At 73.2% G+C, this 16,515-nt stretch carries 16 protein-coding genes; 9 read left to right on the top strand and 7 right to left on the bottom strand.

Annotated features, from left to right (window positions below; genetic code table 11):
- Window positions 1-445: 445 nt before the first annotated feature.
- The gene (locus tag LWC33_RS23285) at window positions 446-1,807 is read left to right on the top strand and encodes a DUF2252 domain-containing protein (RefSeq protein ID WP_233306571.1); all 1,362 of its coding nucleotides are present in this window, start codon (window positions 446-448) and stop codon (window positions 1,805-1,807) included.
- Between the two features lie 215 nt (window positions 1,808-2,022).
- Here LWC33_RS23285 and LWC33_RS23280 read toward each other — a convergent pair whose 3' ends face one another.
- From LWC33_RS23280 to LWC33_RS23270, 3 genes are all read right to left on the bottom strand, one after another.
- Window positions 2,023-3,120: a zinc-binding dehydrogenase gene (locus tag LWC33_RS23280; protein ID WP_233306570.1), complete on the bottom strand. Its 1,098-nt coding sequence runs from the start codon at window positions 3,118-3,120 to the stop codon at window positions 2,023-2,025.
- Window positions 3,121-3,438: 318 nt separating this feature from the next.
- The gene (locus tag LWC33_RS23275) at window positions 3,439-3,897 is read right to left on the bottom strand and encodes a hypothetical protein (RefSeq protein WP_233306569.1); all 459 of its coding nucleotides are present in this window, start codon (window positions 3,895-3,897) and stop codon (window positions 3,439-3,441) included.
- A 164-nt stretch (window positions 3,898-4,061) separates the two neighbouring features.
- Entirely contained in the window at window positions 4,062-4,523 is a 462-nt protein-coding gene (locus LWC33_RS23270) for an Lrp/AsnC family transcriptional regulator (RefSeq protein ID WP_233306568.1), read from the bottom strand.
- Between the two features lie 89 nt (window positions 4,524-4,612).
- On the opposite strand from LWC33_RS23270, the gene LWC33_RS23265 reads away from it, so the two are divergent.
- Entirely contained in the window at window positions 4,613-4,993 is a 381-nt protein-coding gene (locus LWC33_RS23265) for a LysE family translocator (protein ID WP_233306574.1), read from the top strand.
- On the opposite strand, the gene rph is transcribed toward LWC33_RS23265, so the two are convergent.
- The 4 genes from rph to LWC33_RS23245 form a co-directional block, all read right to left on the bottom strand.
- Window positions 4,990-7,608 (bottom strand): rifamycin-inactivating phosphotransferase, encoded by a 2,619-nt coding sequence (gene rph, locus LWC33_RS23260; protein WP_233306567.1) that lies wholly within the window; start codon window positions 7,606-7,608, stop codon window positions 4,990-4,992. The two genes, LWC33_RS23265 and rph, sit on opposite strands and share 4 nt — an antisense overlap.
- Window positions 7,609-7,763: 155 nt before the next feature.
- Window positions 7,764-8,591 (bottom strand): IclR family transcriptional regulator, encoded by an 828-nt coding sequence (locus LWC33_RS23255; protein WP_233306566.1) that lies wholly within the window; start codon window positions 8,589-8,591, stop codon window positions 7,764-7,766.
- Window positions 8,592-8,750: 159 nt separating this feature from the next.
- Window positions 8,751-8,960 (bottom strand): hypothetical protein, encoded by a 210-nt coding sequence (locus tag LWC33_RS23250; protein WP_233306565.1) that lies wholly within the window; start codon window positions 8,958-8,960, stop codon window positions 8,751-8,753.
- Window positions 8,961-9,025: 65 nt separating this feature from the next.
- Window positions 9,026-10,210 carry a geranylgeranyl reductase family protein gene (locus LWC33_RS23245; RefSeq protein ID WP_233306564.1) on the bottom strand — a complete coding sequence of 395 codons (1,185 nt, stop codon included), beginning with the start codon at window positions 10,208-10,210 and terminating at the stop codon, window positions 9,026-9,028.
- Window positions 10,211-10,360: 150 nt separating this feature from the next.
- Between LWC33_RS23245 and LWC33_RS23240 the strand changes: the two genes are divergently transcribed.
- The 7 genes from LWC33_RS23240 to LWC33_RS23210 all read left to right on the top strand — a co-directional run bounded on the left by LWC33_RS23240 (window position 10,361) and on the right by LWC33_RS23210 (window position 16,499).
- The gene (locus tag LWC33_RS23240; protein ID WP_233306563.1) at window positions 10,361-11,137 is read left to right on the top strand and encodes an IclR family transcriptional regulator; all 777 of its coding nucleotides are present in this window, start codon (window positions 10,361-10,363) and stop codon (window positions 11,135-11,137) included.
- 180 nt (window positions 11,138-11,317) lie between these two features.
- Window positions 11,318-12,382, top strand: a complete 1,065-nt coding sequence (locus tag LWC33_RS23235; protein ID WP_233306562.1) for a Rieske 2Fe-2S domain-containing protein — start codon at window positions 11,318-11,320, stop codon at window positions 12,380-12,382.
- Entirely contained in the window at window positions 12,379-12,618 is a 240-nt protein-coding gene (locus tag LWC33_RS23230) for a hypothetical protein (protein WP_233306561.1), read from the top strand. Before LWC33_RS23235 ends, LWC33_RS23230 begins: the two co-directional genes overlap by 4 nt.
- Window positions 12,619-12,635: 17 nt before the next feature.
- Window positions 12,636-13,598 carry a PDR/VanB family oxidoreductase gene (locus LWC33_RS23225; RefSeq protein WP_233306560.1) on the top strand — a complete coding sequence of 321 codons (963 nt, stop codon included), beginning with the start codon at window positions 12,636-12,638 and terminating at the stop codon, window positions 13,596-13,598.
- Between the two features lie 146 nt (window positions 13,599-13,744).
- The gene (locus LWC33_RS23220; protein WP_233306559.1) at window positions 13,745-14,032 is read left to right on the top strand and encodes a GlsB/YeaQ/YmgE family stress response membrane protein; all 288 of its coding nucleotides are present in this window, start codon (window positions 13,745-13,747) and stop codon (window positions 14,030-14,032) included.
- Between the two features lie 139 nt (window positions 14,033-14,171).
- Window positions 14,172-15,227 (top strand): tyrosine-type recombinase/integrase, encoded by a 1,056-nt coding sequence (locus LWC33_RS23215; protein ID WP_233306558.1) that lies wholly within the window; start codon window positions 14,172-14,174, stop codon window positions 15,225-15,227.
- 63 nt (window positions 15,228-15,290) lie between these two features.
- A complete protein-coding gene (locus LWC33_RS23210) occupies window positions 15,291-16,499 on the top strand; it encodes a globin domain-containing protein (RefSeq protein ID WP_233306557.1) in 1,209 nt (402 codons plus the stop codon).
- Window positions 16,500-16,515 lie beyond the last annotated feature (16 nt).

Below are 16,515 nucleotides of genomic sequence, written 5' to 3'. Positions count from 1 at the left end.
ACCAGACGCCAAAGATCAACTAGCGGCACGACCCAAGATCGACAGTGGATCCAGGTTGAGACAGAACAAAAGTGGGGACCTGCCTCAACGAAGCCGGCCTGCAGCGCGCAGAAGCCGCAGGCCGCACGCGGCGGCCGCGGCAGCGTCGCGGTGACGAGCCGATCGCCGGCCGAACTCGCTACAGCCGCCGCATCTCGCCTCGCCCGGGTGACGCCGGTACGGCGGCGCCGCCTTACGTTGGCCGACCTCTGGACCTCGGCAACTGGGCCCATGCGCGGCCCGGCTGCCGGGAGTCGGATTCTGAATGGAGGTAGGGCCGGTGACCGGGACACGCATCGCGCATCCGAGCGTCGACGACCGCAAGGCGCGGGGCGCCGATGCCCGGGAGCTGACCCCGGTGTCGAGTCACGCCGGTTGGCGACCCGCCACGGATCGGCCGGACCCGGTGGCCCTGCTCGAGGAGCAGAACCTGACCCGCGAGCCCGATCTCGTACCGGTGCGCCACGGCCGGATGATGGTGTCGCCCTTCACGTTCTACCGTGGCGCGGCCAAGATCATGGCGGCAGACCTGGACGGCACCCCGACCTCCGGGCTCGTGGTTCAGCTGTGCGGGGACGCCCACCTGTCCAACTTCGGTGTGTTCGCCTCCCCGGAGAGGCGCTTGCTGTTCGATCTCAACGACTTCGACGAGACGCTGCCGGGCCCGTTCGAGTACGACGTGAAACGTATGGCGGCCAGCTTCACCATCGCTGCCCGCAACAACGGGTTCTCGAAGCCGGACACCTGGGCGTCGACCCTGGCGGCGGTCACGGCCTACCGCGAGGCCATGGCCGAGTTCGCCGGCATGCGGACGATGGACATCTGGTATGCCCACCTCGACGAGGACGAGATCATGCACGGCATCCGGGCGACGGTCGCCGGCACGGAGAAGCAGGCCAAGGGCAAGAACCGGAAACGCCACGGATCGAAGGACCACGCGGACAAGAAGCAGGGCAAGGCCGCACGACGGGCCGAGAAGATCGCGCAGAAGACCCGCGAGAAGGCGCACCGCCGCGACAGCCTGCAAGCGCTCTCCAAGCTCGGCGAGCAGGTCGAGGGTCGGTATCGGATCGTTTCCCAGCCCCCGATCGTCGTCCCCGAACGTGACCTCGCCGCCACTTACGGGATGTCGGCGGACGAGGTCGGGCAAGCGGTCCGCGATCAGCTGCGCGCATACCGCAGGTCCCTGCAGGATGATCGGCGGCAGCTGCTGGAGCGCTTCCAGATCGTGGACACCGCCCGCAAGGTCGTCGGGGTCGGAAGTGTCGGCACCCGCGCGTTCATCGCGCTGCTCCAGGGCCGTGACGCGGGCGACCCGCTGTTCCTGCAGGTCAAGGAGGCGACCGCGTCCGTGCTGGAGGATCATCTGCCGAAGAGCCGATACCGGCAGCACGGTGAGCGTGTCGTGCAGGGGCAGCGGATGATGCAGGCCGCGAGCGACATCTTCCTCGGCTGGACCAAGGGCGTGGACGAGAACCGCTTCTACTACTGGCGGCAACTGCGCGACATGAAGGGCTCGGCCGAGGTCGAGATGATGGAACCGTTCGGGCTCACCTACTACGCCCGTCTCTGCGGATGGACCCTGGCCCGGGCCCACGCCCGCTCGGGGGACGCGGTCGCGATCTCCACCTACCTGGGTGACGACGACGCGTTCGACCAGGCGATCACCGACTTCTCGGCGCGTTACGCGGATCGGAACGAGCAGGACCACGCGGACTTCGTGGATGCCGTTCGAGCCGGGCGGGTGCCCGCCGTCGAGGGCGTCTGAGCTGACGCGTGCGATCTTCCTGCGAAACCATCTCGGCAGAGGCAATGACGACGCGATGGACGGCCGGCTGTGGTCGGTTGTCGTTCGGCCTGCGTGCTGCTCAGCCTCCCCAGGGCATGGCCGGGGCGCCGAGGATGTCCTCGTCGACGATCCGCGATCTTCATCGCCGGTCCTCCCGGTGGGTGCTGGGTGGGACTGCGCGGAGCCCGAGCGCCTCAGTCGGGCTGTCGGTGCAGGGTCAGGACGATCTTGCCGACGTAGTCGGAGCGGGCGAACGCCTCCTGCGCGGCGTGGATCGCCTCGAGCGAGAACCGGTGCGCGACGTGGGGTTGGATCACTCCGGTCACGGCGTCGTCGACGAGGCGGCGGAAATGCGGCCGGGTGTGCATGGACGAGCCGACGAGGCTGATGGTGTGCAGGTAGAGCCGGCGCAGGTCGAGCTCGATCCCGGCACCGCCGACGGCGCCGGCGATCACCCAGCGGCCGCCGTCGCGGACCTGGTCGAGGACGGCCGGGAGCAGCGGACCGCCGACGACGTCGATCACCGCGTCGAGCCCGTCGGGCGCGGCCCGGGCGACGGCAGCGGCGATGGCGGCGGCGGTGGTCGTGGGGTCGGGGTCGCGGTGCACGACGACCGCGGCGCCGGCGTCGAGGATCGCCGCGGTCTTGTCCGGGGTGGTGAGCGCGACGACGTGTGCGCCGCGGGCGGCAGCGAGCTGCACGGCGGCCAGGCCGACGCCGCCGGAGGCACCGGTGACCAGCGTGGTCTCGCGGTCGCGGAGGCGGCCACGTTCCAGCATGCCCATCGCCGTGCCGTAGGCGATGGGCAGGCAGGCGAGCTGTTCGTCGGTCAGTGGTGAGCTGCTCACGTCGTGGATCTGGTCGGCGCGTGCGACGACGTACTCGGCGAAGCCGCCATCGGCTTCGCTGCCCAACAAGCCGATCGGGTTGGCATCGTCACCGAGGCCGTCGTAGATGGCGGGGTCGACGAGCACTCGACGCCCCACCCAGTCACCGACGACGTCGTCGCCCGGCCGGACGACGGTGCCGCTGATGTCGCCGCCCTGGATGCGCGGAAACTCGATGGGGCCTCGCCATCCGGCGAGTGCGTCCGGGCGGCCCGGTAGCCCGTAGGCGCCCTGCCGGGTCCAGATGTCGGTGTTGTTCATCGCGGCGGCGGCGACCCTGACCAGGACCTCACCCGGGCCGGGCACCGGGACGGGGACGCGCTGCAGCTCGAGCGCCTCGGGGCCGCCGAAACCCGTGAGCACCGCGGCCTGCATGTCCGCGGGAACCGTCTCGGTGTGTGCCATGAGTGGTGGGACCTCCACGTCGGTCGTGCGGCGCCGGCTGCGATCACCAGGGGGCATCCGTGTCGTTCGGCATCTGTTCGATCGGGCGGTCGCGGTCCGACGTTCCCAAGTCACCGCCGCAGGTCTCAACCCCTTCAGCAGGCCACTTATCCCCCGATTTCCTCGAGCCCGCGCTCTCGCCCGGGACGATCTGGGCCGCGGCCGGGTCGTCGCCGCTGGGCGCTGTGAGGGGCCGGCCCGGGTGCCATGGGCGATGGGAGCCGGCTAGGGGCATATCGTCCGGTGGGACAGTGCGCGGTGTCGGCCCGGGACGGCAGGTCAGGTCCGGCGGCGGTTGCGGCGCAGCCGGCGCAGAATCGGGATCGCGCTGAAACCGGTGCCGCCGGCCGCGACCAGGCCCACGCCGAGATCGACGGAGACCCGCCCCTCCTTGGCCCAGTACACGTCGCGCAGGTCGAGGAGCAGCGCGAACTCGTCGACGATCAATGCCAGGCCCGCGCCGTACGCGGTCGCGACCGTGGGATGGGACCGGGTGCGGTCCTCCCCGCGGATGGCGACGGCGCCGACCCCGGTCAGCATCCCGATGCCCCACAGGTAGTGGTGCAGGTGCTGCCCGCCCGGCGCAAGGTTGCCGAACGGGCCGATCCCCCGCCGGATGCTGTAGGTGATCGCGCGGACCCCGGCGAACGTCGCGGTGAAGCCCAGCCACGACCACAACACGGCCCGTTCCCGCGGGCCCAGCTCGTCGCGATAGGCGCCGTACACCTCGCGTGGCATCGGCACCGGCCCGAGCGCTCCGGGCGTGGGCGGAGGCGATGGGGACGACGGCGCCGAATCATCAGTCATGGGCGCAGTGTGGGGCGGTGGGACCGGCTCGGGCGACCGGAGACCGCCCGGTTTGCGCGCTGCGGACGCGATGCCGGAAAGCCGCCCCTCGCCCGTCACAGAGGCAGCGGCCGGTTCTCGACGATGCTCTTCATCACCAGGGTCGAGCTCAGGCGCTGCACCCCCGGCAGGGCGGAGAGACGCTCGTCGTAGAGCTGCTGGAACGCCCCGAGGTCGCGGGACACCACTCGCAACAGGTAGTCGGGGTCGCCGAAGAGCCGCTGCGCCTGCAGAACGTTCGGGATCTCGGCGACCGCCTCCTCGAAGGCCTGCATCGTGCTCCGGTCGGACTCGCGCATCGTCACGAAGACCACCGCGTCGAACGTCAGGCCGAGCGCCGCTGCGTTCAGGTGTGCCCGGTACCCGCCGATCGCCCCGGAGCGCTCCAGGGCGCGGAGCCGGCGGTGGCACGGCGACACGCTCAGTCGCACCCGCTCGGCCAGCTCCGTGGCGGTCAGCCGTCCATCCCGCTGCAGCTCCGCAAGAATCTTCCGGTCCACGTCGTCCACGTGGAACATCGCCACCGTCGTCGTCGCCGCAGGGGTCGCCGCCCTGGTCTCCCGGACCCCGATGGTGATGACCGGGCTGACGGTGGCCGGCTGCCTACCTGGTCTGGCTCGGCTTCACCACAGTCCTCCGTCCCGCGACCCCGTACGCCCACGCCACCGCGAGCGGGGCGACCGAGTCGTGGGGCCGCCAGGCCGTCAGGGGCTTCGGCACCAGCGGGCTCAATCCCAAGGTGCTTCTGCTGTTCCTCGCCCTGCTGCCCCAGTTCACGGACCCGACCACCGGCTGGCCCGTCGCCGCGCAGATCCTGCTGCTCGGACTGGTCCACCTCACCAGCTGCGCCGTGGTCTACACCGGGGTCGGGACCGGCGCACGAGCCGTCCTGCGCGCCCGGCCCGCGGCCGCACGGATCGTCAGCCGCGTCTCGGGCGCCGTGATGATCACTCTCGGAGTGGCGCTGACGGTGGAGCAGCTGATCTAGCTCAGGAGCTCGACGTACCCGCTGGTCCCGTTCACCCGGATCCGCTGGCCGTCCCGGATCAGGCGGGTGGCCCGCTGCACCCCCACGACGGCGGGCAGGCCGTACTCCCGGGCGACCACCGCGCCGTGGGTCATCTGGCCGCCCACCTCGGTCACGAGCGCCTTGATCGTGACGAACACGGGTGACCAGCTGGGATCGGTGTAGGCGGTGACCAGGATGTCGTCGGCGTCGAGGTCGGCCTGCGCCATGTCCAGGACGACCCGGGCGCGCCCCTCGACGGTCCCGGCGGACACGGCCAGCCCGGCCAGCGCACCGGCCGGGAGGTCGGCGCGGCGATAAGAACCGAACAGGCACTCCCCGTCCGACGTCAGCACTCGGGGCGGGGTGAGCGCCCGGTATCCGCGCTGGTCCTCCTGGCGACGGGCGATGAGCCGGCGGTCGGCGCGCCCGGTCCGGACCACCTCCTCCAGCTCGTCGAACCGCAGGAAGAAGACGTCCTCGCGGTCGGCCACGACGCCGTCGCGCACGAGGCGGTCGGCCTCCCGCAGCAGGCCCTGCTTGTAGCGGAAGTAGCGGCAGACCATGCCGAACTTGGGGTACTCGCGGTACCCGACGAAGGTCCGCAGGCGGTCGATCATCGTCTTCGTCTCGGCCGCCCGCCGGTCCCCGTCGGGCAGGGCCCGCAGCCGGGCGAGCAGGTCCTGCTCCTTCTCCCACGCCTCCTGCCGCCCCTGCTCGAAGCGCCGGCGGCTCGCGCCGGGCTCGGCGTGGTCGACGTGCCCGAGCAGCACCGGCACGAGGACGGTGGGCTGCTCGCTCCACCGGGGCCGCGTGATGTCGATCTCGCCGGCGCAGCGCACGCCGTAGGTGTCGAGGTAGCCGCGGATCGCGTCCCGCGCCTCGCGTCCCCCCGAGAGCCGGGGCAGGTCGTCGAGGAAGTCGTCGTCCGTGACGCCGCGCAGGAACTCCACCACCTCCGGATGGGGGCGGACGACGTCGGCGACGTCGAGGAGCGCGAGCCCCATCTCCGACGTGACGCTGTTCGGGACGGACTGGGTGAGCGTGTCGGCCGCGCCCTCCTCCCCCAGCCACCCGCGCAGGTGCTCGCCGAGCCACCACGCCGCGTTCATCGCCGTCATGAACACCCGGTGGCTGAACGGGTCGAAGAGCAACCGCCGCAGCTCCTGCAGGTCCTCGCGGATGAACTCGAGCAGGTCCGAACCCTGACGGGTGCGGATCTCGCGGTCGAGGACGGCCAGCGACGCCCGGGTCCGCGCGATCAGCTCCTCGACGACGGCCGGGTCGGGATCGACCGGCTCCGTGGGCGGGACGGCACGCGGTCCGTCGTGCGCCGTCGGCTCCCCGACGAGGTCGCCGCGATCGACGAGCGTCTGCAGCGCGTCCGCCATGAGCGGGTCGGACCGGCCCATGGCCTCCAGGATGTTCTGCCGACCGGCCGCCGAGGCCAGCATCGGGGCGGCGTCGACGAACAGCCGGCCGCCGGCCTCGGCCATCGGCCGCGGTGTCGTCATCTGCCAGAACGACAACCCGAGCGGCTTCAGCGGGTCGGTCATCATCTGCTGGTGCCCGACGGAGAGGTAGACGTGGGCGGCCCCGTCGTCGGCCGCTGGGACGGGGAACAGCGTGGTGATCGGGCGGCTCTGCACGATCCGGACGTCGTCGCCGGTCAGGCACCACTCGATGTCCTGCGGGCACCCGAAGTACGCCTCGATGCGGCGCCCCCGCTCCGCGAGGCGCAGCACCTGCGCGTCGGTCAGCGCCGGCTGCCGCCGGGCCTCCGGCGCGACCTCCCGAGTCCGCGTCCCACCGCCGGCCGCGGCCCGGACCGCCCGGTCCTTCTCGGCGATCGCGCGCTCGACGACGACGCCGTCGCGCACCGTGAAGCGGTCGGCGTTCACCAGACCAGAGACCAGGGCCTCGCCGAGCCCGAGGACGGCCTCCACGCTGCTGACCCGCCGGTTCGACGTCACGGGGTCGGCCGTGAACAGCACGCCAGACGCGTCCGGGACGACCATCTCCTGCACGACGACGGCCATCCGGACCTGCCGGTGCTCGACGCCGCCGCGCAGGCGGTAGGCCACGGCACGCTCGGTGAACAGCGAGGCCCAGCACCGCCGGACGTGGTCGAGGACGGCCGCGGCGCCCACGACGTTCAGGTACGTGTCTTGCTGGCCCGCGAAGGAGGCCGTGGGCAGGTCCTCGGCGGTGGCGCTGGAGCGGACGGCGTACGCGGTCGTTGCATCGCGGAGCGGGCCGGTGATGGCCGCCGCCAGGTCCTCGGGGACGGGGAGGGTCGCGACGACCTCGCGGATCTCGGCGCTCAACGCCGCGATCGCCTTCCCGTCGGCCGGGTCCACGCGCGACAGCCGATCGAGCCGGTCCTCGAACGCCGGCACACCCGCCGTCACCCGCCGGAACGCCTCCGTCGTCACGCAGAAGCCGGGCGGCACGTCGACGCCCTCGATCCGCGAGAGCTCGCCCAGGTGCGCGGCCTTCCCGCCGACCAGCCCGATCCGGCCGCGGTCGATCTGCTCGAACCCCAGCACCGGTCGATCGAGCGCGACCGACGTCGCCGCGCCACTGCCGCTACCCACCACGGACTCCCCCACTTTCGTCGGCTGCAGCCGCCGTCCACGCACCGCGGAATCCGGCGACGGCCGCAGAGTGTGCGGCACCCACCGGGTCTTGTGGCAAGCCCCCTCGGGCGCTATACGTTGAAGTGGGACAGAGATCGATATGCCCGCCCTCGCTAGAGCAGGGGCTGTGAGAGTTCCTCCGCGGCTCGACGGAGCGCGTGCACCCGGGGATCGTCGAGGTCTCGCGGCATGCGGTGCAACGTGCCGATGAGGGAGAGCGTGGCGGTGATCGAGTTGTCCACGCCGTACACGGGGACGGCGATGCAGCGCAGTCCGTCGGCGGAGGCGTCGCTGAACGCCAGCCCCGCCTTCCGGATCTCGGCCCTCCGGGCCAGCAACGCGGCGCGCTCGGTGTCCACCACGGCCGCCAGCGCTCGGTCGAGGGCCCGCCGGTCCTCGAGATGGGCGAGGAAGACCTGCCCCTGAGCGCTGGCGATCGGCAGCGTCGACCCGACGGGCACGGAGATCCGGATGAAGCGGCTCTGCTCGTCGTGCACCCGGGCGACCAACGGCCCGCTGCCGCCCCAGACCGACAGGGTCGAGGTCTCGTGCGTCGTCTCGGACAGCGCCCGCATCACCGGGCCCGCGCGATCCAGCAGCGGTAGGCGATCGAGCGCGAGCAGGCCGACCCGCGAGAGCGTCGGCCCGAGCGAGTAGCCCTGTCCCGTGGTGTGCGAGAGCAGGCCGTGCTTGACCATCGCCGTCAGATACCGGTACGTGGTCGAGCGGTTGAGCCCCAACTCGCTGGTCGCAGTGGCCAGGTCGATCCGCGAGCGCTCGTGGTCGAACAGCTGGAGCACCCGGGTGAAGCGGGCGATGACCTGCAGGTCACGGCTGTCGCGCGGACCGGTCTGCCCGGGCTCCTGGGCGGCCGGTGCCTCGGGCCACCCGGTGTCCGCAGCCGTCGCGACGCTCCCCGCTTCGTGTGTCGTCTCGTCCACTGGTTGCCATCCCCACGGCGTCGTCCTGGTCAGCTGCGCCGATGGTGAACCCGACGCGAGCCGGAGCGGGCCTCGGGCCGTCGTCCCTGGGCGGCACAGGACTGGGCAGAGACCGTTCGTCCGTGCAGCCTAGGCGACGCGCCGACCCGGGCGTCGCGCTCAGGTCCGCGCGACCAGCATCTCCTCACCGGATATGAGGCGGCGGTGGGAGGCGTCCAGGTACTCGTCCGGCACGCCCTCGACGATCTCGACCTCCGCGGTGCCCCGCACCAGGAGGCAGCACAGCGGCTGCGCGACACCGATCGTGATCGCCACCCGGGGGTCGCGCTGCAGCGCCGGGTACGGCGCCCGCCGCCCCGCGGGCGTCACCGACGAGACGCATCTGGTGGAGGCAGCGGGGCCGGCTGCCGAGGTGCTGTTCACGGCGGGGCAGCTCACGCACGCGTGGCGGCCGGGCGGAGGAGCCCCGGCGAGAAGCTCGGCCGTCCGCCCGTCCCCGGCCACACGAACACCGCGCCGATCGCCGCGAGGGTGCGGGCGTGCGCGACACCCCGCCCCAGGCCGACGTCGACGACGTCGTCGAACACCGCCCGGTCCCGCGCGGCGGCGAGCACGGCCGCGTGCACGAACCGGGGACTCCGCATCAGGCGGGCCAGCGCCGCGGTGTGCCGGTGGTGCCGCCCGAAGCACCGGCGCAGGCTCGCGCGGTGGACCGCGCCGGCCGCCGCCCCGCAGAGCGCGGCCTGGCCGGCGAGCACCCCGGAGGCGACGGCGTCGAAGATGCCCTCGCCGGTGAGCGGGTTGACCAGCGCCGCCGCGTCGCCGGCGAGGAGCACCCGTCCGTCGGGCTGGACGCGGCCGCCGGTCGACAGCGGCAGGCGGTGGCCCCGGACGGTCGCGGGGTCGAGCTCCTGGCCCGGCAGCTGCGCGTCGAGCCCGGCGAGGAGCTCGTCGCGGCTGGTCGGCGCGGTGCCGTCGAAGATCCCGTAGCCGACGTTCGCCCCGCCGTCGGCCAGCGGGAAGGACCACGCGTAGGCGGGCCGGCGGCCCTCCGCGAACGCGATGTGCAGGGCACCCGGGGTCACGGGTGCGTGCGGGCTGTAGCCCCGGACCGCCACGGCCGCGTCGCGGGGCCGCGACCGGATCCCGAGGCTGCGACGGACGACGGAGTTGGCGCCGTCGGTGCCGATCACCGTGCGCGCGGCCGTGTCACCGTCGAGCACGACGTGGCCGGGGTGGGCCTCGACCCGGCGAACCCGCTGCCGCCGGAGCCGGACACCGCGGTCGACGCACGCCGCGACCAGGGCGTGGTCGAGCACGGCCCGGGGCACGACGCGGTTCGGGCGGGCGCAGTGCCGGTCGGCTACCGCCCCGCGCGAGGAGCGCACGTGCAGCCGCGGCACGGGGCCGCCGAGGCCCGCGAGGTCGGGCACGCCCAAGGCGGCGAGGAGGTCGAAGACCCCGGCCGCCACGCCGTCGCCGCACGTCTTGTCCCGCGGGAACCGGGCCGCGTCGAGCAGCAGGACGTGGGCGTCGGGCCGGAGCTGGAGCACCCGGAGGGCGGCCGCGCTCCCGGCCGGTCCCGCCCCGACCACGGCGACGTCGTACATCCCGGTCATCGCGACCTCCCCGCCGCCGGCCGGGGCGCCGACCGCGCCGGCTGCTACCCCGTCACGCCACGACCGGAACCGACCTGCTGCGGTGGACACGGCGACGGACACGGACACTAGCGGCTCGACGGGCACGGCGGACGGACGACCGGAGCGGACATGGCGCGTCGAGGGCGACCGGCGGGTCCGACGGGCCCGGTGCTGACCCGCGGCCTCGCCCTGCTCGCCGCCTTCGGCCCGGCCCGGCCGGCGATGACGCTGAGCCAGCTCGCACGGCACACCGGGATGCCGCTGTCGACCGCCCACCGGCTGCTCGGCGAGCTCGTCGACTGGGGCGCCCTGGAACGCGACGACGCCGGCTCCTACCGGGTCGGGCTGCGGCTGTGGGAGCTCGGCGCGCTCGCCCCGCGAGGCCAGGGCCTGCGGGAACGCGCCCTGCCGTTCCTCGAGGACCTGTCGCAGATCACCCGGGAGAACGTCCAGCTCGCCGTGCGCGAGGGCACCGAGGTCGTGTTCGTCGAGCGGATCGGCGGCTCCGGCGCGGTCCCGGTGCTGACGCGCGTCGGCGGGCGGTTCGCCCTCACCGCCACCGGGGTCGGACTCGTGCTGCTCGCGCACGCCCCCACCGAGGTGCAGGAGGACGTCCTCGGCGGCCGGATCGAGCGCTTCACCGCGCGCACGGTCACCGACGCCGAGCAGTTGCGGCGCATGCTCGCCGACGTCCGCGTGAACGGGTTCTCCATCAGCGACCGCCAGGTGACCATGGACGCGCTGTCCGTGGGCGCGCCGATCCAGGACGAGCGCGGGCAGGTCGTCGCGGCCGTCTCGCTGGTGGTCCGGCACGGCACGGCCTCGCCGCACACGCTCAGCCCGCTGGTGCGCACCAGCGCCCGCGCGATCAGCCGTGCCCTGGCCGCGGGCTACCGCGCCGGCTGAGGACAAACCCTTCCATTTCCCGGAAGTCCGGTTCGGCGCCGCCGGTCACCGAACGCATGCTCACGGACACCGCCCCGGGACCCGACCCGGGCGGCGCCCGCCCCGGCCACCACCTCGCAGGCGGCGGGCCCGGCGCAGACGACAACGGAGTGCTGTCATGCGAGTCGAGGGAGCCACCTCATGAGCATCATCCCCCGCAACCAGTGGTACGTCGCCGCGTACGGCTCCGAGATCCGCCACGAGCTGTTCGCCCGCACCATCTGCGACGAGCCGATCCTGTTCTGGCGCACCGAGTCCGGTGAGGTCGTCGCCAACTCCGACCGCTGCGTGCACCGCCGCTTCCCGCTGTCCCGGGCCCCGTCCCGGCTGGTCGACGGCAAGGTCGTGTGCGGCTACCACGGCTTCACCTACGGCTCCGACGGCAAGTGCGTCGCCGTGCCCGGCCAGACGCGGGTGCCGCGGACCGCCCGGCTCACCCCGTACCCGGTCGTCGAGCTCGACTCGCTGGTCTGGATCTGGATCGGCGACCCCGCCCTGGCCGACCCGACGCGCATCCCGCGCGCGACCTACCTGGCCTCGCCGGACTACACCACCGTCCGCGGGATGGAGCCGCTCCGGGCTCGGTTCGCGCTGCTCGTCGACAACCTGCTCGACCTGTCGCACGAGACGTACCTGCACGGCGGGTACATCGGCACCCCTGAGGTCGCCTCGACCCCGATCTCCACCGAGGTCGACGACGAGGCCGGCATCGTCTACGTCTCCCGGCACATGGACGACGCCGAGTGCCCGCCGTTCTACGCGAAGTCCACGGGGTTGCAGGGGCGCATCGCCCGCTGGCAGGACATCGAGTACACCCCGCCGTGCCTGTACAAGCTGCACAGCCGGATCGCTCCCGTCGGCTCGGTCCCGAACCCCGACGGCACCGACCCCGACGCCTACCACGTCGAGGTCGTCTACGCGATCACCCCGGAGACCGAGCACTCCACGCACGACTTCTGGATGGTCGCCCGCGACTTCGCCCTCGACGACGAGGCGGTCTCGGCCTTCCTCGCCGAGAACAACCGGACCGTGGTGCTCCAGGACGTCGAGGCCCTCGACGTGCTCGAGCAGGAGATCCAGGGCGAGCCCGAGGGGTACCAGGAGCTCTCGATCAACATCGACACCGGCGGCCTGGCCGCGCGCCGGATGCTCGCGCGGATGGCCGGGCAGGCCCCGCGGAACGCCCCGGCGGCCCCCGCACGATGAGCGGCGGCATCCCGGAGGCCCCACCCGTCCTGGGTGGCGACCGCGTCTACCGCATCCACTGGGTCCTCGGCACCGACCGGCTCCGCGCGGTCTGCCACTGCGGCAGCGAGCGGATCTTCGAGGACCCGGTGGAGCTGTGGGAGTGGCTGCTCGCCCACCCGGACGGCCATGAGCCCGCGGCCGTACCCGCCCCCTCGCCCGGACCCGCCCCGGCCCGCGAGCCCGCGCCGGCCTGAGCCACCCGAGGAGACCCATGCCGAGCGAGACGTCCGAGCCCGAGCTCGACCTGGTCGTCGAGAAGAGGGAGACCCTGGCCGACGGCGTCGTGCAGCTGACCCTGCGCGACCCCGCCGGCGCCGACCTGCCCGCCTGGGAGCCGGGGGCGCACGTCGACCTGGTGCTGACCGGGGAGCTGACCCGGCAGTACTCGCTCTGCGGCGATCCCGCCGAGCGCTCCGTGCTGCAGGTCGCCGTGCTGCGCGAGCCCGCGGGCCGCGGCGGCTCGGCCCACGTCCACGACGTGCTGGCCGAGGGCGACGCCGTGCGGGTCCGGGGTCCGCGCAACCACTTCGCGCTGGTCCGGGCGCCGCGCTACCTGTTCGTCGCCGGCGGCATCGGGATCACGCCGATCCTGCCGATGGTCGCGGCCGCCGAGGCGGCGGGTGCGGACTGGCGGCTGGTCTACGGCGGCCGGTCCCGGGCGTCGATGGCCTTCCGCGACCGGCTGGAGGAGCAGCACCCCTGTCGCGTCGACGTCCGGCCGCAGGACGAGACCGGGCTGCTCGACCTCGCCGCGCTGCTGGACGAGCCCGCCGAGGGGACGGCGGTCTACTGCTGCGGCCCGGAGCCGCTGCTGGCCGCCGTCGAGGAGCGGTGCGCGGCGTGGCCGGCCGGGTCCCTGCACCTGGAGCGGTTCACCCCCAGGGCCGGTGCGGACGACGGGCCGAGGGAGGCCTTCGAGGTCGAGCTCGCGCAGACCGGCAGCACGCTCACCGTGCCGGCGGACCGGTCGATCCTCGAGGTCGTGGAGGAGGCCGGCGTCGGGATCCTCTCCTCGTGCCGGGAGGGCACCTGCGGGACCTGTGAGACCGGGGTGCTCGAGGGCGTCCCGGACCACCGCGACTCGGTGCTCACCGCCGAGGAGCAGGCGGAGAACGACGCGATGATGATCTGCGTGTCCCGCTCCTGCTCGGCCCGGCTGGTCCTCGACCTCTGAGAACCCGTCGGACCCGAAGCCGCGGCCCTTCGAACGAGGGGAGCTTCCGCCGTCATCTGCACAGCTGTGGGCCCGCTGAGAAGGTTCGGTAACGATGTTGTGAACGGGGTACACCGGGGTCACTGCCGCACGCGGAGGAGAACGCCATGACCATCACCGGGATCATCTCGGCCATCATCGTCGGCCTCGTCATCGGAGCACTGGGCCGCCTGGTGGTGCCCGGGCGCCAGCACATCCCGATCTGGCTGACCATCGTGATCGGCATCGTCGCGTCCTTCGTCGGATCCTACCTCGCCGGCGTGTTCGGCTACCACAACGCCGGCGGCGGGTTCCCGTGGCTCCTGCTGGTCATCCAGGTGGTCGTCGCGGCCATCGGGGTCAGCCTCGCCTCGGGTGCCTACGGCCGGCGGCGGCGCGGGGTGCTGCGCCGCTGACCCGGCTCCCGGACGACGGCCGGTCCCACCCCCGCGGGACCGGCCGCCCGGCCGGGCGCGTCGCCGACGACGTCGACCGCCCGGCTCGTAGGCTCGGTCCCGTGCACGACCGCGCCCCCACGCCCAGCCCGACCCACCGGTGACCGGCTCGGCGCTGAGCCCCCGGGCCGGATCCGCGCCACGGCGCCGGCCCCTCCCCGGGGATCCCGCCTCGGACGCGAGCCTGCGGGTCGAGGCCCTCGACGCGGCGGCCGACCACTACCTCGACGCCGAGCGCGTCGCCAGCACGCGCGAGGCGTACGCCCGGGACTGGGCGGCCTGGGAGGACTACACCCGCTGGGCCGGCATCCCGCTGCTCTCCGGCGGCCGTGGCGCCCTGGTCGGGTTCGTGCTGTGGCTCGAGCAGGGCGCGCCCCGGGTCGGGCGGGAGCCCGGTGCGCCGGCGGCCCCCGCCACGATCCGCCGCAAGCTCGCCGGGGCGCTGCACGGACTGCGGAAGTTCGGTGCGGACGTCGACCCGCGAGGTCCGGCTGCCGCTCGCGAGGCGCTCACGATCTACCAGCGGCGCCTGGCCGCCGGGGGAGAGCGGCGCGGCCGCGGCCAGGCCCACGCCGTCGACCTGCGGGCGGTGCTGGCGATGTCGCAGGCCTGTCCCGACTCGCGCCGCGGGCTTCGCGACCGCGCCATGCTCACCCTCGGCTTCTACGGCGCGACCCGGGCCAGCGACCAGGCCCACCTGCTCACCTCCGACGTGATCGTCGAGCAGAACGGCGTGGTCCTCGACGTCCGGGTCGGCAAGACGACCGGACGCAGCGCGCTGCCCCGGCGCCGACACCCGCTGCTGTGCCCGCGCTCGGCCTGGCTCGCGTGGCTGCGGGCCGGCGGGCACACCGGCGGCCCGGCCTTCCGGCGCATCGACCGGCACGACACGATCCGCGAGGAGCCCCTGTCCCCCGACGCCGTCACCGCGGTGATCGCGCGGGCCGGCGAACGTGCCGGGCTCCCCTACCCGGTCACGTGCCACTCGCTGCGGGCCGGGTTCGCCACCGAGTCCTACCGCGCCGGCGCGTCGTTGCTCGACATCGCCACCCAGGGCCGTTGGGCGCCGGGCTCGCAGGAGCTGTTCCGCTACATCCGCACGGTGGACCAGTGGCGGCACAACGCGGCCGACGGGCTCGACCTCGATCCCGGCTGACGCCGTTTCGATCCGCGGGAGGCGGGGAACGCAGCCGCCGTCGTCGATCCGGAGGTACCAGCCATGCTGTCCGACCAGTCCCGACCCGTCATCGAGGCGACATTGCCGGTGGTGGGCGAGCACATCGGCGAGATCGCGAGCCGCTTCTACGAGCACCTGTTCGCCGAGCACCCGGAGCTACTCGACGGCACGTTCAACCGGGGCAACCAGGCGGACGGCTCCCAGCAGCGGGCGCTGGCCGGGTCGGTCGCCGCCTTCGCGAGCATGCTGATCAACTCCGCCGACACCATGCCGGAGAAGCTGCTGCGCCGGATCGCGCACAAGCACGCGTCGCTGGGCATCCGGCCCGAGCAGTACCAGGTTGTCCACGACAACCTGATGTGGGCGATCGTCGACGTGCTGGGCGAGGCCGTCACTCCCGAGGTCGCCGCCGCCTGGGACGAGGTGTACTGGCTGATGGCGAACGCGCTGATCAACCAGGAACGCGGGCTCTACAGCGCGCGCGGGGTCCGGCCGGAGACCGTCTGGCGCCCGTGGCGGGTCGAGAAGAAGATCCAGGAGACGGCCGACGTCGTGACGTTCGTGGTCGAGCGGATGGACGACCGCCTGGTGAAGACCTCCCTGCCCGGCCAGTACGTCTCGGTGCTGATGCCGATGACCGACGGCGTCCGCCAACCGCGCCAGTACAGCCTCACCCGCGCCGACGACGGCCGGCACCGCCAGTTCTCGGTCAAACGAGTGGAGGGCGACGGCAAGCCCGACGGCGAGATGTCCACGCTGCTCTGCGACACGATCGGCGTCGGCGACGTCGTGACCACGTCGCTGCCCTTCGGCGACGTCGTGCTCGACGACGCCGGACGTCCCGTGGTGTTCGCCAGCGCGGGCATCGGGATCACCCCGATGGCCGGGATGCTCTCGCACCTGGTCGCGGCGGACTCCGGGCTGGACATCACCGTGCTGCACGCCGACGCCGACGAGGCCTCGTTCGCGCTGCGCCGCCAGGTCGTGGGCGACGTCCTCGCCGCCCGCAACGCCTCGATCCACGTCTGGTACGAGAAGGGAGCGGGCAGCGTCGAACCGGTGAACGGGGTCCATGCCGGACTCATGGATCTGTCCGAGGTCACGCTGCCCGACGACGCCCTGTACTATCTGTGCGGGCCACTGCCGTTCATGCAGGCCGTGCGGAGCTCGCTGATCGAGCGCGGCGTCGAGCCCCGCGACATCCAGTACGAGGTGTTCGGTCCCGACCTGTGGCAGGCCGACCTCGACTGATCCGCCGACCGATCCA

This window comes from Pseudonocardia terrae, assembly GCF_021343995.1.
GTDB classification, from domain to species: Bacteria; Actinomycetota; Actinomycetes; order Mycobacteriales; family Pseudonocardiaceae; genus Pseudonocardia; species Pseudonocardia terrae.
This window is presented reverse-complemented; position numbering and strand designations above follow the sequence as displayed.

What these genes read in the sequence shown, in the direction of transcription:
- LWC33_RS23280 (WP_233306570.1), bottom strand. Translation starts at nt 3,120, where the DNA reads ATGGCACACACCGAGACGGTTCCCGCGGACATGCAGGCCGCGGTGCTC.
- LWC33_RS23275 (WP_233306569.1), bottom strand. Translation starts at nt 3,897, where the DNA reads ATGCCACGCGAGGTGTACGGCGCCTATCGCGACGAGCTGGGCCCGCGG.
- LWC33_RS23270 (WP_233306568.1), bottom strand. Translation starts at nt 4,523, where the DNA reads ATGTTCCACGTGGACGACGTGGACCGGAAGATTCTTGCGGAGCTGCAG.
- LWC33_RS23245 (WP_233306564.1), bottom strand. Translation starts at nt 10,210, where the DNA reads ATGACCGGGATGTACGACGTCGCCGTGGTCGGGGCGGGACCGGCCGGG.
- LWC33_RS23240 (WP_233306563.1), top strand. Translation starts at nt 10,361, where the DNA reads ATGGCGCGTCGAGGGCGACCGGCGGGTCCGACGGGCCCGGTGCTGACC.
- LWC33_RS23235 (WP_233306562.1), top strand. Translation starts at nt 11,318, where the DNA reads ATGAGCATCATCCCCCGCAACCAGTGGTACGTCGCCGCGTACGGCTCC.
- LWC33_RS23230 (WP_233306561.1), top strand. Translation starts at nt 12,379, where the DNA reads ATGAGCGGCGGCATCCCGGAGGCCCCACCCGTCCTGGGTGGCGACCGC.
- LWC33_RS23225 (WP_233306560.1), top strand. Translation starts at nt 12,636, where the DNA reads ATGCCGAGCGAGACGTCCGAGCCCGAGCTCGACCTGGTCGTCGAGAAG.
- LWC33_RS23220 (WP_233306559.1), top strand. Translation starts at nt 13,745, where the DNA reads ATGACCATCACCGGGATCATCTCGGCCATCATCGTCGGCCTCGTCATC.
- LWC33_RS23210 (WP_233306557.1), top strand. Translation starts at nt 15,291, where the DNA reads ATGCTGTCCGACCAGTCCCGACCCGTCATCGAGGCGACATTGCCGGTG.